This window comes from Kitasatospora papulosa (assembly GCF_000717245.1).
GTDB classification, from domain to species: domain Bacteria; phylum Actinomycetota; class Actinomycetes; order Streptomycetales; family Streptomycetaceae; genus Streptomyces; species Streptomyces papulosus.
This window is the reverse complement of sequence record NZ_JNYQ01000002.1, coordinates 515,587-530,148: the sequence shown is the minus strand read 5'-3', so window position 1 is coordinate 530,148 and position 14,562 is coordinate 515,587. Positions and strand designations below refer to the sequence as shown.

The window sequence follows — 14,562 nt, the reverse complement described above, 5'->3', positions numbered from 1 at the left end:
GGCTATTCACCGGGCTTGATCAGGTATCCCGCCCCGCGCCGGGTGTGGATCATCGGGGTGCGCCCCGCGTCGATCTTCTTGCGCAGGTAGGAGATGTACAGCTCGACGACGTTGGCCTGGCCGCCGAAGTCGTAGTTCCAGACCCGGTCGAGGATCTGCGCCTTGCTGAGCACCCGGCGCGGATTGCGCATCAGGAAGCGCAGCAGCTCGAACTCGGTCGCCGTGAGGTGGATCGAGTCGTCGCCGCGGTGCACCTCATGGCTGTCCTCGTCCAGGACCAGGTCACCGACGACGAGCGTCGACTCGCTGCGCACCGAGGCCGTGCCGGACCGCCGGATCAGACCGCGCAGCCGTGCCACGACCTCCTCCAGGCTGAACGGCTTGGTGACGTAGTCGTCGCCGCCCGCCGTGAGCCCGGCGATCCGGTCCTCCACCGAGTCACGCGCGGTCAGGAACAGCACGGGCACATCGGAGAGCTCACGCCGCAGGCGGCCGAGCACGGCGAGCCCGTCCATGTCGGGGAGCATCACGTCGAGGATCACCGCGTCGGGCCGGAAGTCACGCGCGGTACGCACGGCACCCGCGCCGTCACCAGCGCTGCGCACCTCCCACCCCTCGTAGCGCAGGGCCATGGAGAGCAGCTCGGCCAGCGGAGCCTCGTCGTCCACGACCAGTACGCGAACGGGGCTGCGGTCGGGCCTGAGCAGTTCTGTACGCCCCTGGGGCGAGGTCGTCGTCATGGCTCAAGCCTGTGAGACGGCCGTGAGAGAGAGCTTTCGGCAACCTGTGAATTCCCTGAGAAACGCACCGCGGGCACGCCGCCGACGGGTGGGCGGGCGCGGGAGCCATCGGGTCTCAGCCGAACAGTTCGCTCGCGTTGCCGTGACACACCGCCCGCAGCCAGGCGTCTCCCAGGCCCAGCCGCTCCAGGGCGTGCAGCTGATGGACGTACGGGTACGGGATGTTCGGGAAGTCCGTACCGAGCAGGATCCGGTCCCCCAGATCCGCGAGCCGCTCGGTCTCGTCCGCCGGGAACGGCGTGAAGCCCTCGGTGAAGTCCGTGAACGCCATGGTCGTGTCGAGCCGCACGCCTGGGTACGCCTCCGCCAGCGTCAGGAACTCCGCGTGCTCCGGCATCCCCATGTGCGCCACCACCAGCTTCAGCCGGGGGTGGCGGGCCAGCAGCCGGCCGATCGGCTCCGGGCCGGTGTACGCGCCGGGGGCCGGGCCGGACCCGCAGTGCGTCACCACCGGGATCCCGGCCTCCGCCAACAGCCCCCACACGGGCTCCAGCAACGGATCGTTGGGGTCGTAACCCCCCACCTGGAGGTGCGACTTGAAGACCCGCGCACCGGCCTCGACCGCCTCGCGCACATAGGTCTCCGCGCCGGCCTCGGGGAAGAACGTCGCGGTGTGCAGGCAGTCCGGCACCCGGGCCGCGAACCCGGCCGCCCACCCGTTGAGCCAGGCAGCCATACCGGCCTTGTGCGGGTACAGCATGGAGGTGAACCGGAGGACGCCGAAGGAGCGCAGCAGCTCCAGGCGTGCGTCCTCGTCCCGCCGGTAGGTGATCGGCCACTCCAGCCCCGTCAGCGGGCCGGCCGAGTCGAAGTAGGCCCACACCTTGCTCAGCACCCGCTCCGGCATGAAATGCGTGTGGACGTCGATGATCCCCGGCAGCCCGAGCCCCTGCCAGAACCGGACGACGTCGTCACGGTCACGGTCGTCGCTGTCCATCCGCCCCACCCCTGCCTCGTGCACCCGTACGCGTAGGTTCCGGTCCCGGCGACGATCTCAGAACAGCCCGTCCTGCACCCCACCGCCCCCCAGGGCCACGACCGGCACGCTCAGCCCGGCACGCGCGTCGGCGCCCGCCAGGTCCCAGCCGGTGACGAGCCGTGTGTCCAGCACGACGATCCCCTCGCCCGCCGTCTCCAGATGCAGGTCCGGCCCGGCCGCCGCCACCAGCCGCCCGGCCACCACTCCGCCGTCCATCAGCCCGGTGACCACCCGCGCGGCGGCGCCCGCGGCGCCCAGCCCGAACACCCCGGCGTGGTCGACCGCCTCGAAGGGAAGCCGCTCCAGGGCCTCCGGCCACCCCGCGCCCTCCAGGGCCTCGGCCGACCGGTACAGCCCTTCGATCTCGGCGGCCCGCTCCGCCGCCCCCGGCAACTCGCCCCGCACCGCACGTTTGCGCGCGTACGGGATCCGGTCGGGCACCCCGAGCGCCGAGCGCAGCAGTTCCTCGGTACGCCGCGCCGCCATCAGCGGCCCACGCCCCAGCCAGCTGAACACCACGGCCCCCTGCTCCCGCAGCCGCGCGGCGCCCCGCGCCTCACCGGTGATCCCGACCTTCACCATGCCGGGCCCGAACCAGGCCAGATAGACGCGGTACGTACCCGGGTCGTCGGCGAGGGTGTCGGCGGCCACCGAGTGCGCCCGGTCCAGCCGCGCACACTCCGGACACCGCGCTCCCGTGCTCCGTACCGGCACCACGGCACGGACCGGGCAGACATGGCCGCGCGCCCCCACGCAGTGCCGCTCGCCCTCGGCGCGGAAGCCGAGTTCCTTCCCGTAGGCCAGGACACTCGTGCGCCGCTCTCCGGACCCGCCGCCGCGCGCCCAGCCGAGGACGGGCTCACCGTCGGGCCAGCGCAGCCCGGTGCACCGCCAGTTGCTCATGCCCCGCCCCTCCCGGCTCGCTCGGTGACGGCCGCACCCCCGCGGTGAGGCCCGGGAAAACCCTAACGAGCCGGGCCCGCCGGCGGATCCGCTCCGCCGTGCCGCATCGACTTTCTAGAGCAAGTTTCTAGAAACATCCTCCAATTATTCCGGCGCCGGTCCACACTGACCCCGTGACCTCCACGGAGATTCCACTCCCGCTCTCGCCACGGCAGGCCGCCGAAGGCGACATCGTCACCGTCCCCCTGCCGACCGGCGTCACCCGCATCCGCATCCCGCCCTCCCAGGACGGCGACCTCGTCCGGGCCCGGGTGGGCGGACAGGAGGTCCTGCTGCGCGTCCAGGTCACCGCCGGCGGGTCGCGCAGCTACCCGTGGGCGGCCTTCCTCGGCGTCGCCGCCGTGATCGGTGCCGTGGTGCTGCTGGGCGTCGTCGGGGCCGAGGACAAGGACTCCTCCGCGGGCTCCCCGGCCGCCTCGTCGACGTACGACATCTCCAGCGAGGATCCGTACGCCGAGGAGACCGAGGACCCGTACGCCGAGGAGACCGGCACCTCGGAGGCGTCCGACGGCGCCGAGGAGCCGGTGGAGACCGAGGAGCCTGAAGACACCTCCACCGAGGACCCGTTCGCGGAGGACCCGTACGACTCCGGGCAGGAGGCCCCCGACCCGTACGAGTCCGGCACCTGCCTCAACGGGACCCTGCCCGACTCCACGACCGCCCAGGAGGTCAGCGGCGTCGACGAGGTCTCCTGCTCGGCCTCGGACGCCCACTACCAGGTGATCCAGACGATCCCCCTCACGTCGGACATGAGCAGGTGCGACGCCAACTCCGCCACGCAGTACGCGTTCTCGTACCAGTACACCCTCAACGGAGCGACCCTGAACGAATACGTGTACTGCCTGATCGGCCTCGGGTCCTACGCCCGCTGACAACCGGCCCGTGCCTGCCGGCCGCAGGACGGGCGAGGTCCCGGCCCGTGCCTGCCCGCTGCTCGGCGCGCGGTGACCGCCCCTGTTGCCTGAAGTACTCAGGGCCGGACGAGTACGCGCACCCGGGTCCGCCTCCGCGTGCGCCGGGAGGCTGGATCCATGAACAGACGACTCGCGAACCCCTCCCCCGACCTGTGGGCCTACCTGGTACCCGCCCTGGCGGCACTCGTGCTCTGGGCCGCCTGGCTGGGCTGGGACCAGCACCACGACGTACACCCCGACGGCTCGACGACCGGCCCCTACACCGCCTGGCAGGTGGCCGGGCTGGTGCTGACCCTCCTGGCACCGCTCTACTGGGCGGCGTCCCGGCCGAGCATCGCGGGACCCGTCGTCGGCATCACGGCAGGCCTGACCGTGGCCGCCGCCTACGACTGGTCGGACGACTCCAGCGGACTCTTCGCGATCGGCGTCGCCATGCTCATGGTGGGAAGCCTCCTCGCGACCACCGCGTCGACCCTCGTGATCACCGCGGTGAAGCGTCACGGCCGGGGGACCGGCGGTGCGACGGGGGCCACGACCTGACATCGCCCCTCACCGCCCGACACCGTTCTCGTGGCCCACGGACGGCCGTGAGCCGCGAGGGCTAGGATCCGGGCCATGGCTCTGACCATGAACGACATGGACCGGTTCAAGGCATCGATGCCCCGCCTGGAAGCCATCGCGTATCGCCTCCTCGGCTCCGCGAGCGACGCCGAGGACGCGGTGCAGGACACGTTCCTGCGCTGGCAGGCCGCGGACATCGGCCGGATCGAGGTACCCGAGGCCTGGCTGACGAAGGTCCTCACCAACCTGTGCCTGAATCAGCTCACCTCCGCCCGCGCACGGCGCGAGACCTACGTGGGCCAGTGGCTCCCCGAACCGCTGCTCGCCGGGGACCCGATGCTCGGCCCCGCGGACACCGCCGAACAGCGCGAATCCGTCTCGTACGCGGTCCTCGCCCTCATGGAGCGCCTCGCTCCGAACGAGCGGGTGGTCTACGTGCTGCGCGAGGCCTTCGGCTACCCCCACCGGAGGATCGCGGAGATCCTGGACATCTCCGAGGCCGCCTGCCAGCAGATCTTCCACCGTGCCAAGAAGCACGTCGCGGAAGGCAGGACACGCACGGAGGTCGACGGGGCCGCCGCGAAGCGGATCGTCGACGAGTTCCTCGCCGCAGCCACCAGCGGCCGGACCGAACCGCTCGTCCACCTGCTCAGCGACGACGCCGTCGCGATCGGCGACGGGGGCGGGAAGATCCCGGCACGCGCCAGGGCCGTCGAGGGCGCCCTCGCCGTCGCGAAGTTCATGCGGGGTCTGTTCAAGCCCGGCCCGGCCAAGCGCGCCCTCGCGGGCGGTTCCCCCGCAGTCTTCGCCACGACCGCCAACAATGCCCCCGCCCTTGTGGTGGTCGTCGACGACCGGGTCATCGGCGTCATGTGCATGGAGATCGGAGCCGACGGCATCACCGGCCTCCGCAGCCAGGTCAACCCGGACAAGCTGGAACGCGCGACCCGGCGATGGGCCGCCTCCGACCACGGGGAGCCCCTGCTCATCCTCTTCTGACCGCCGCGCGAGGCCGCTCCGTGCGGTGCCGACGCGAGCTGACCGCCGTGTGAGGTGCTTCACACCGCTCCCCTGTCAGGAAACGGCGGGCTGCCCGGTTCAAGGGGCGAACCCGCGTGAGACAGGAGCAGGGACATGAAGCACCGCATCATCGTTCTCGGAGCCGGATACACCGGAGCCGTCGCAGCCGGCCGCCTCGCCCGGCGACTGCGCCCCGAGGACGTCGCCATCACCCTCGTCAACGCCGAGCCCGACTTCGTCGAGCGGGTGCGCATGCATCAGCTGGCAGTCGGCCAGGACCTCAGGACCCGGCCCTTCAGCGAGATGTTCGCGGACACCGGCGTCGAGCTGAAGCTCGCGAAGGTCACCGGTGTCGACGTCGACAGCAGGACGGTCACCGTCGATGGCGCGAACGGCGCCCAGGAGCTGGCGTACGACACCCTCGTGTACGCCCTCGGCAGCGGCTGGAACACCCAGGGCGTTCCCGGCATCTCCGAGCACGCCCACGACATCACCGGCCGCCCCGGAGCACTGCGGCTGCGTGAACGCCTCGCCGGCCTGGACGTCGGAGAGCCCGTGGTCGTCGTGGGCGGCGGCCTCACCGGGCTGGAGGCCGCGACCGAGATCGCCGAGACCCGCCCGGACCTCGACGTCGCCCTCGCCGTCCGAGGTGGACTCGGCGACTGGCTCTCGCCCAAGGGCCGCGCACACGTGCGGATGGTCTGCGCCAGGCTCGGCGTCACCGTGCACGAGAACACCTCTGTCACCGGTGTGGCGGCCGGCCATGTCACCACCGCCGACGGCACGTCCCTCCCGGCCGCCGTCACCGTGTGGACCACCGGCTTCGCGGTCCACCCGATCGCGCGGGCCACCACCCTGGAGGTCGACGGCACGGGCCGCATCGTGGTCGACGGGACCATGCGCTCGGTCTCGCACCCCGACGTGTACGCCATCGGCGACGCGGCCATGGCCATGGGCCCCGGCGACAAGCCGCTGCGGATGTCGTGCGCCTCGGGCACACCCACGGCGTGGCAGGCGGCCGACTCCATCGCGGCACGTCTGACCGGCGGCAAGCTCCCGGACATGCCGCTCCGCTACTTCAACCAGTGCATCTCGCTCGGCCGCAAGGACGGCCTCATCCAGTACGTCACCGCGGACGACCGCGCCGTACGGGCGGCGCTGACCGGCCGGATCGCCGCCGTCTACAAGGAACTCGTCTGCAAGGGCGCGGCCTGGGGCGTCGTCAACCCCCTGCTGGGCATGCCGACCAGGGCCCGCCGCCTCGCACAGGACCGGACCGGAGTCTCCCCGACGGTCCGGTAATCAGCCTGAACCGCGTGACCTGCCCGATCTCCTGTTCCAGGACTCTCCGGACGAGGCCTGGAACAGGAGGGCCCTCCGGACTCCGCCCAGGACGAGGACGAGGGCAAGCACCGCCCCGGCACCCCTGAACCGGCAGACCGACACATCAACGCGAGAGGCCCCCAGGATTTCTCCTGGGGGCCTCTGGTCTGCTGTGCACTCGGCAGGATTCGAACCTGCAACCTTCTGATCCGTAGTCAGATGCTCTATCCGTTAAGCTACGAGTGCTTGTCCTCGGCGTGAGCCTCGGTCCCGCTCCCCGGTTTTTTTCTCCCCGGTCGGCGTTGCGAGAACAACATTACATGACCTGCGCCGTGACGCGAAATCCATTGCCCAGACCTGCTCCGACCTGCGGAAACATGCTTTCGGCGGCCGGTTTCCGCACCTGGGAACGACCGAAGCCCCGTGCCTGGGGCACGGGGCTTCGGGTTCTGCGGAGGCGGAGGGATTTGAACCCTCGATGGGCTTTAAGACCCAAACCGCATTAGCAGTGCGGCGCCATAGACCGGACTAGGCGACGCCTCCAGCACACCCCACGCGAGCGCGGGTGGTGCGTGCAGATGATGACACAGACGAGCGCGCTGTCACCAATCGCCGCCCACGGTACTAGGCGGGCGGCCGACGAGGCAAAGCGCCCTGCGGCGGATGTCCTGCCCGGGTCAGCCCGCCGACACGCACCCCGGCCGGGGCCGTCGTGGCATCGGCGGCGGGTACCCGGTCCACCCTTCGTGGCCACAAGAGGTCCTCCTGGTGCCGGACGCGGTTCCCCGGACCCCGCCACGACATCCGGCGCCGCCGGTCGGGTGTCCGAGGAGTGCCTCTTCCGGTCGGCCCCCCATGAGTTGCGCAACGTGCGGGCGTAAGGAGCGTTAGAGAGTACGAGGGCTCCGCCCTCCGTCCGACACCCCCGTGCCGCCCGGCGCGCGCCACCACCCGGTGCCCGTGCCCGAGCGGGCCGGCGCGCTCCTGGGCGCGCCAGAACAACAGGAGCCCCGCATGCTGCGCCGTATCGCCCTCACCGCTGTCGCGTCCCTCGCCGCGCTGTCCGCCGCCGTGCCCGCCACCGCCGCCTCCCCTCTTGTACCGCTGCCTCCTCTCCCCCTGCTCCAGGGGGACTGGCCGACGGCGCAGGACACGGAGACCCGGCTCACCGTGACGGTCTCGGAGTCCGGCAATCCGTCGGCCGACGGCGTCTTCGAGCTGGAGTGCGACCCGGCGGGCGGCAGCCACCCCGCCGCTCAGCGCGCCTGTGACCTGCTGGACGAGGCCGCGGAAGCGGGCGACAACCCGTTCGTGGCGACGGACCGCAACGCCATGTGCACCCAGCAGGCCGGCGGACCCGCGGCCGCCCGGGTGCAGGGCACATGGCAGGGGGAAAACGTCGACGCGCGCTTCAGCCGGGCCAACGGCTGCGAGATCGCGCGCTGGAACAACCTCGTGCCGGTGCTCCCCTCCGCCCGGTAACCGGTTCGGCGGGGCGTGCGCCGGAACTTCAGCCTGGGCGGACGGCGCACGCCGGGGCGCGCGCCGCCCCGCCCTGAGGGCCTCCGGCGCACGCTCCAGGGCCTGTTCGGGTGGTCTCCCCTACGCCCCGTCGATCCCGTCGGAGCACGTCAGAGGGGGCGCTCGCGGTCACGACTCAGGCCACCGGCGTACACCGTGTCCACAGAACCTTGGTGAGAGCTCCCCCTCATCCGCCGCCCGTCGTGCGCTCCTGCCTTTAGACTCCTCCAGTGACAGCCTGAGGCCCGAGGGGCAGGATGGGGCCCGCTGTCGGCAAGGTGCGGTATTCAGGGAGGAAGCGTCTCGTGAGCAGCAGGCCATCCCGAGGCGCTGCTCGCCTCGCAGCCATACTCGACGCCCTTCCGGACGGGCTGCTGCTCGTCAACTGCAACGGCACGGTCGTCAACGCCAACACCATCGCCCTCGAAATGTTCGAGACCCCGGGCACCGCGCTCGTGGGGCGCGGACTGCTCGATCTGCTTCCGGAGTTCGACTCCAGGCTGATCCCGGGGTCGATGCGGAGGCCGGACACTGCGGACGAGCAGGGCAGGACCAAGCCGACGCGGATGATCGCACGCCGGACCGACGGCACCGAGTACCCCGTCGAGGTCACCAGCGCCTCACTGGACAGCGGCCAGGCCGGCTACAACGACATCCACTCCAGCTACACCGGTGACGAGCTGCTGATGCTCGTCGTCCGCGATCTCTCCGGCACCGTCGACACCGAGGCCGAGCTGGCCCGTTCGCAGCGCCAGACGGAAATGATCCTGCGGGCGGCCTCCGAAGGCGTCGTGGGTACGGACACGGACGGCCGGGTCGTCCTGGTCAACCCCGCCGCCGCCCAGATCCTCGGCTTCCGCGCCAGCGACCTCGGCGGACAGGAACTCCACCCGCTGATCCTGCATTCGCGCGCGGAGGGCGGCCCGTTCCCGTACGAGGAGTCGCCGCTCGCCGACACCCTCAGGTCCGGCCGCAAGCACCGGGTGCGCGGCCAGGTCCTCTGGTCCAAGAGCGGTGACCAGGTGCCGGTGGACCTGACGACCGCACCGGTGCGGGACGGGGACCAGCTGGTCGGCGCCGTCATGACGTTCACCGACCGCAGACCCCACGAGGAACTGACCCAGCAGCACAACGACGAGGTCACGGGTCTCACCGAACGGCACAACGACGAGGTCAACGGTCTCACCGAACGGCATGCGGCCGAGATCGCCGAGCTCACCGAGAAGCACCGCGCCGAAGTCGAGGCGCTCACCGGGCAGCACGCCGCCGAGACCGCCGACCGGACCGAGCGGTACGCCGCCGAGCTGGAGGAGCAGGCAGAGCGTCTCGCGGGCCTCGGCGACCGGCACACCCAGCTGACGGCCGTTCTGGGCGAGTCGCTGCGCGGGCCGCTGGAGGAGCTGCGGGGCGAACTCTCGGCCCTCGCGGCGGACCCGGCCGGCCAGCTCTGGCCCGAGGCCAACCAGATCCTGCACCATCTCGCCGCCGGCTATGCGCGCATGACGACACTCGTCGACAACGTGTTGAGCTACCAGCGGCTGGACACCGGTACCGAGGAGCTCGTCAAGCAGCCGGTGCTGCTCGACGCCGTGGTGACCGCGGGCATCGACGGGGCGGTCGAGCTGATCGGCCCCGGACGCGCCCAGTTCGCGGTGCACGCGCCTCCGATCGAGGCCGAGGTCGACGCCGGCCGGCTGATCACGGCCCTCGCCCACCTCGTCGCCGACGTGGCCGGTGTCGACTCGACCGGCAAGGCCCGGCAGGTACCGGGCGGCGGGTACGTCGACTCCACGGTCGTCGTCGCCGCGGCACAGCGCGGTGAGGTCGTACGCATCGAGGTGCGCGGGCCGTTCGCCGGCGGCGACCCGGTGCACCTGCCGATCGTGCGCGGGATCGTCCGCGCGCACGACGGTGTGCTCCAGACCCATGAGATGCCGGGGATGAGCGGCAGCGCGTACGTCCTGGAGGTGCCGCTCGGCACAGGTGCGGGGACCATCGTGCCCGAGCCGCTCCCGGCGCCCACGGAGGCCGCCGTACCCGAGCCGCTCCCGGCGCCCGCGGAGACCGCAGCGCCCGCCGTACCGGAGCCCGCCCCCCAGACCCCCACGCAGGGCGGCCGGCGGCGGGCGCGCAGGGCGTCGACGGACGCGTTCCTGGACAGCCCGGTCGACGGGGGAGCGGCTCCGGAGTCCGGTGATACGGCGGCCGCGGAGCCGACCGGCCGGCGCAGGGCGCGCCGTGGGTCCGCGGACCCGCAGGAGCAGGAACAGGACATGACCGCGCCTCGGCCGAGCGAGGGGTCCGGCCGCAGGCGCGGCCGGCCCAGCCCGGCCGAGACGGGCGCGGAGTCCCCGGCCGGACAGCCCCGGCAGGCGCTGGCTCTTCCCGCAGCGGCCTCCTCCCCCTCCGAGGGGTCCGTGGTCACTGCGGCCGAGGGCGCGCAGGGCGGTGGCGGCCGCCCGCAGCTCGGGCCGACCGTTCCCCCCCAGGGCGTGCCGCAGAATCCCTCCGGCCGCCCGGCACGCCAGGGCGGCGCCCAGCCCGCCCAGCCCGCGCTGCCCGCCCTCGCCTCGCCCGAGGCACCGGGGCAGGAGCAGCCACGGCCGGACCAGCCGCAGCAGGGGCAGCAGCAGCCCGGAGGGCGACGGGCCCGCAGGGCTCTCGCCGCCGCGCAGGAACGCGCCACCGCCGCCGAACCCACGGGACCTCGTACCGCGTTCGCGCTGCCGCCGGCCGCGGCGGACCGGATCCCTCCGACGGCTCCGGGCTCCCCGGTCGTCGCACCGCCGTCCGTCGTCGCCCCGGCCTCGCCCGCCCCGCAGCCGGTGCCCGCACCGGCCGTGCCCCGGCCGGCACCCTCCGACGCCCAGCAGGCCCCGGGCGGGGGCGCCCCGATGCCCGAACGCCACGACGCCGTACGGACGGCGCCGGACGCGGACCACACCCCGCCCCAGCCGCACCCCGCGCCGTCCGGCCGCCGGAGGGCACGGCCCGCGGAGGGACCTGAGCAGCAGGCCCGGCCGGGCCATCCCGTTCCCGGGCAGCCGCTGCCCGCCGTCCCTCCGCAGCCCGACTGGGCGCAGGACGACGCCTCGGTGCCGGGACCGGCGCACGTGGACGGCGTGGACCAGGCCGGTGACGGGTCCCGGGCGGTTCCCGGCAGCACCGCGCACACCACCGGCACCGGCACCGTCGCCGCTCCCGCGGGTCCCCCGGCCGCGCCGGCGCAGGCGTCCGCCCCTGAGCCGCATCCGGCCGACGGCGACGTAGCCGCACCCGTTCCGGACGCGCGACGCCAGCCGCTGCCCGCCGAGGAGCCGATGCCGGACTCCGCGGATTCGACCCAGGGCCGCGCGTTCAGCGTGCGGACGCTGGGGCAGGGCGTGCCCTTCGCCCAGCACCTCGCGCATCAGCAGAACCAGACGCTCGGCGGTGCCGGACGGCGCCGTAAGCTCGCCGCCCCGCCCGAGGCGGAACGGCAGGCTCCGCCCGCCATGGCCCCCGCGCCACCGCAGCCCGTCCCGGCTCCGGTGCCGCCGCAGCCCGTCGGCGCGCAGGGAGGCACCGTGCAGGGGTCCGGCACCGGGCGCCTCATGCCCGCGCCCGCCTCCGAGGGGCGTGCGTACGCGATAGGAGCCCCCGACGAGGGTGCCGAGGGCCCGGAGCCGCTCGACGGCCCCGGCGGCGCGGTCGAGGTGGCGAACCGTCCGCAGCCGCAGCCCGTCGACGACGAACTGCCCCCGGAGCCGCTGGACAATCCGCGCCGGCTGCTGGTCTGGCCCGCCCCGGACGTCTCCACCCAGCAGGCCCTCAGCGACCGTGGCTACCGTCCGGTGATCGTGCACTCCCGGGAGGAGGTCGACGCGCAGATCGCGGCGTTCCCCGCCGCCCTCTTCGTCGACCCGCTGACCGGGCCGATCACCCGTACCGCGCTGCAGTCACTGCGTCAGGCGGCCGTGGCGGCGGAGGTCCCGGTGCTGGTGACGGCGGGTCTGGGGCAGGCGACCAGGGAAGCGGCGTACGGCGCCGACCCGGCCGTGCTGCTCAAGGCGCTCGCCCCGCGCGACAGCGATCAGCATCCGCCGAGGGTCCTGGTCATCGAGGAGCACGAGGAGATCGCGCTGGCGCTCACGGAGACGCTGGAGCGCCGCGGCATGCAGGTCGCCCGGGCCTCGGGCGACAGCGAGGCGGTCGATCTCGCCACCCGGATGCGGCCGAACCTGGTGGTGATGGACCTGATGCAGGTACGCCGCCGACGTGCCGGGATCATCGACTGGCTCCGCGCGAACGGCGCCCTGAACCACACGCCACTGGTCGTCTACACCTCGGCCGGCATGGAGGAGGGGGACCTGCCGAGGCTCGCCTCCGGTGAGACGGTGCTCTTCCTCGCCGAGCGCTCCACGAGCGACGAGGTACAGGCACGGATCGTGGACCTGCTGGCGAAGATAGGGACCAACTGACGCCGGACGTCCTCGGACGCGCGGACGGCACGAGAGGCACCGTGGCACGCGACGTGGACGGCACCGTGCCACACGGCACGGGCGGCACGTGACACGGGCGGCACGCGGCACGTGCGGCGCGAGCAGCACCCTGTCAGGCGGCACGGACGCACGGGACAGCACCTGCGGCACAGCGCACACGGCGAGGGCGGTACGGGAGGATCCGTACCGCCCTCGTCGTGCGTCGTGGCGCCGGGGCGACCCCGGCTCAGAGCTGGGTGATGTCCAGCTCGCCGTCCGCGTACTGCCTGCGGATCACCTTCTTGTCGAACTTGCCGACGCTCGTCTTCGGCACCGCGGGGATGATCGTCCAGCGCTCGGGCAGCTGCCACTTGGCGACCGACTGGGCGAGGAAGGTCCTCAGCGCCGCGTAGTCCGCGGTGGCGCCCTCCTTGAGGACGACCGTCGCGAGGGGGCGCTCGCCCCACTTCTCGTCGGGCACCGCGACGACCGCGGCCTCGGCCACGTCCGGGTGCGCCATGAGCGCGTTCTCCAGGTCGACGCTGGAGATCCACTCGCCACCGGACTTGATGACGTCCTTGGCCCGGTCGGTGAGCGTGAGGTACCCGTCCGCACTGATCACGCCGACGTCGCCGGTCTTCAGCCAGCCGTCCTCGCTGAACTTGTCCTCGGGCCGCAGGTCCTCGCCGTCCGCACCGCCGTAGTACGCGCCGGCGATCCAGGCACCCCGCACCTCCAGCTCACCGGCGGACTCGCCGTCCCACGGCAGGTGTTCGCCCCCGGGTCCGACCAGACGCGCCTCCACACCGGCCGGGAACCGGCCCTGGGTGATGCGGTAGGGCCACTCCTGCTCGTCGGTCAGCCCGGCGGGCGGGTTGGACATGGTGCCGAGCGGCGACGTCTCCGTCATGCCCCAGGCGTGGCAGAGACGCACGCCGAGCTTGTCGTACGCCTCCATCAGGGACGGCGGACAGGCGGCGCCGCCGATGGTGACGCTGGCCATGGAGGAGAGGTCACGCGGCTTCGCGGTGACCTCGGCGAGCAGCCCCTGCCAGATGGTGGGGACGGCTGCGGCGTGGGTCGGACGCTCGCGCTCGATCATCTCGGCGAGCGGGGCCGGCTGGAGGAAACGGTCGGGCATCAGCATGTTGACGCCGGTCATGAACGTCGCGTGCGGCAGCCCCCACGCGTTCACATGGAACTGGGGCACGACGACCAGCGTCGTGTCCTTGTCGGTCAGCCCCATCGACTCGGCCATGTTGACCTGCATGGAGTGCAGGTAGATGGAGCGGTGGGAGTAGACGACCCCCTTGGGGTCCCCCGTGGTCCCGGAGGTGTAGCACATGGCCGCCGCACTGCGCTCGTCCAGCTCGGGCCAGGCGTAGGAGGTGGGACGGCCGGCGATCAGCTCCTCGTACTCGTGCACCGTGGGCGCGAGGTCGTCGAGCAGCGAGCGGTCGCCGGGGCCGGACACGACCACGTGCTCGACGGAGGGCAGGTGGGGGAGCAGGGGTGCGAGCAGCGGCAGCAGCGAACCGTTGGCGAGGACGACCTTGTCGTCGGCGTGGTTGACGATCCAGACCAGCTGCTCGGCGGGGAGCCGCAGGTTGAGCGTGTGCAGCACGGCGCCCATCGAGGGGATCGCCAGATACGCCTCGACGTGCTCGGCGTTGTTCCACATGAGGGTCGCGACCCGCTGGTCGCCGTCCACCCCCAGCTCGTCGCGCAGGGCGTGCGCCAGTTGGGAGGCACGGGCGCCGATGTCGGCGAAACTCCGCCGGTGCGGCTCCGGCTCGCCGGTCCAGGTCGTCACCTGCGACTTCCCGTGGATGGTCATCCCATGGGTCAGGATGCGGGTCACAGTCAGCGGTACGTCCTGCATGGTGCTCAGCACGGCGTCCTCCCGGTGGGCGCTACGCGGCGGTAAGGGTGCGCTGATTCTGCTCACATACCAAGCGGTATGTCACTACTTCCGGGAGTACGAATCGGTGTCGTCCGGTGCCGGCCGGCAGAAAGGCGCC

The 14,562-nt window shown here is 72.6% G+C and carries 10 protein-coding genes and 2 tRNA genes; 6 read left to right on the top strand and 6 right to left on the bottom strand.

The window, feature by feature from the left end; genetic code table 11:
- Positions 1–2: 2 nt before the first annotated feature.
- The 3 genes from IA22_RS0107885 to IA22_RS0107875 form a co-directional block, all read right to left on the bottom strand.
- Positions 3–740 (bottom strand): response regulator transcription factor, encoded by a 738-nt coding sequence (locus tag IA22_RS0107885; protein WP_014155116.1) that lies wholly within the window; start codon positions 738–740, stop codon positions 3–5.
- Between the two features lie 115 nt (positions 741–855).
- Positions 856–1,737 carry an amidohydrolase family protein gene (locus IA22_RS0107880; protein ID WP_030123131.1) on the bottom strand — a complete coding sequence of 294 codons (882 nt, stop codon included), beginning with the start codon at positions 1,735–1,737 and terminating at the stop codon, positions 856–858.
- Between the two features lie 57 nt (positions 1,738–1,794).
- On the bottom strand, positions 1,795–2,682 hold the full coding sequence (locus tag IA22_RS0107875) for a DUF2797 domain-containing protein (RefSeq protein ID WP_030123130.1): 888 nt from the start codon (positions 2,680–2,682) through the stop codon (positions 1,795–1,797).
- Between the two features lie 173 nt (positions 2,683–2,855).
- On the opposite strand from IA22_RS0107875, the gene IA22_RS0107870 reads away from it, so the two are divergent.
- From IA22_RS0107870 to IA22_RS0107855, 4 genes are all read left to right on the top strand, one after another.
- On the top strand, positions 2,856–3,614 hold the full coding sequence (locus IA22_RS0107870) for an LppU/SCO3897 family protein (protein WP_030123129.1): 759 nt from the start codon (positions 2,856–2,858) through the stop codon (positions 3,612–3,614).
- Positions 3,615–3,773: 159 nt separating this feature from the next.
- Positions 3,774–4,196 carry a hypothetical protein gene (locus IA22_RS0107865; RefSeq protein ID WP_030123128.1) on the top strand — a complete coding sequence of 141 codons (423 nt, stop codon included), beginning with the start codon at positions 3,774–3,776 and terminating at the stop codon, positions 4,194–4,196.
- A gap of 75 nt (positions 4,197–4,271) precedes the next feature.
- Positions 4,272–5,216 (top strand): RNA polymerase sigma factor SigJ, encoded by a 945-nt coding sequence (gene sigJ, locus IA22_RS0107860; protein ID WP_030123127.1) that lies wholly within the window; start codon positions 4,272–4,274, stop codon positions 5,214–5,216.
- A gap of 135 nt (positions 5,217–5,351) precedes the next feature.
- Entirely contained in the window at positions 5,352–6,539 is a 1,188-nt protein-coding gene (locus IA22_RS0107855) for an NAD(P)/FAD-dependent oxidoreductase (RefSeq protein ID WP_030123126.1), read from the top strand.
- A gap of 194 nt (positions 6,540–6,733) precedes the next feature.
- On the opposite strand, the gene IA22_RS0107850 is transcribed toward IA22_RS0107855, so the two are convergent.
- Positions 6,734–6,806 (bottom strand) — tRNA-Arg (locus IA22_RS0107850).
- A 206-nt stretch (positions 6,807–7,012) separates the two neighbouring features.
- Positions 7,013–7,103, bottom strand: a tRNA-Ser gene (locus IA22_RS0107845).
- Between the two features lie 471 nt (positions 7,104–7,574).
- On the opposite strand from IA22_RS0107845, the gene IA22_RS0107840 reads away from it, so the two are divergent.
- Both IA22_RS0107840 and IA22_RS0107835 read left to right on the top strand, forming a co-directional pair.
- Positions 7,575–8,042, top strand: coding sequence for an SSI family serine proteinase inhibitor (locus IA22_RS0107840; RefSeq protein ID WP_014155123.1), 468 nt, complete (start codon positions 7,575–7,577; stop codon positions 8,040–8,042).
- A 344-nt stretch (positions 8,043–8,386) separates the two neighbouring features.
- The gene (locus tag IA22_RS0107835) at positions 8,387–12,541 is read left to right on the top strand and encodes a hybrid sensor histidine kinase/response regulator (RefSeq protein WP_030123125.1); all 4,155 of its coding nucleotides are present in this window, start codon (positions 8,387–8,389) and stop codon (positions 12,539–12,541) included.
- Between the two features lie 247 nt (positions 12,542–12,788).
- Here IA22_RS0107835 and IA22_RS0107830 read toward each other — a convergent pair whose 3' ends face one another.
- Positions 12,789–14,435, bottom strand: coding sequence for a long-chain fatty acid--CoA ligase (locus IA22_RS0107830; protein WP_015577991.1), 1,647 nt, complete (start codon positions 14,433–14,435; stop codon positions 12,789–12,791).
- Positions 14,436–14,562: the final 127 nt, after the last annotated feature.

Coding starts and splice junctions, on each gene's coding strand:
- IA22_RS0107880 (WP_030123131.1), bottom strand. CDS start 1,737: ATGGACAGCGACGACCGTGACCGTGACGACGTCGTCCGGTTCTGGCAG.
- IA22_RS0107865 (WP_030123128.1), top strand. CDS start 3,774: ATGAACAGACGACTCGCGAACCCCTCCCCCGACCTGTGGGCCTACCTG.
- IA22_RS0107875 (WP_030123130.1), bottom strand. CDS start 2,682: ATGAGCAACTGGCGGTGCACCGGGCTGCGCTGGCCCGACGGTGAGCCC.
- sigJ (WP_030123127.1), top strand. CDS start 4,272: ATGGCTCTGACCATGAACGACATGGACCGGTTCAAGGCATCGATGCCC.
- IA22_RS0107885 (WP_014155116.1), bottom strand. CDS start 740: ATGACGACGACCTCGCCCCAGGGGCGTACAGAACTGCTCAGGCCCGAC.
- IA22_RS0107840 (WP_014155123.1), top strand. CDS start 7,575: ATGCTGCGCCGTATCGCCCTCACCGCTGTCGCGTCCCTCGCCGCGCTG.
- IA22_RS0107855 (WP_030123126.1), top strand. CDS start 5,352: ATGAAGCACCGCATCATCGTTCTCGGAGCCGGATACACCGGAGCCGTC.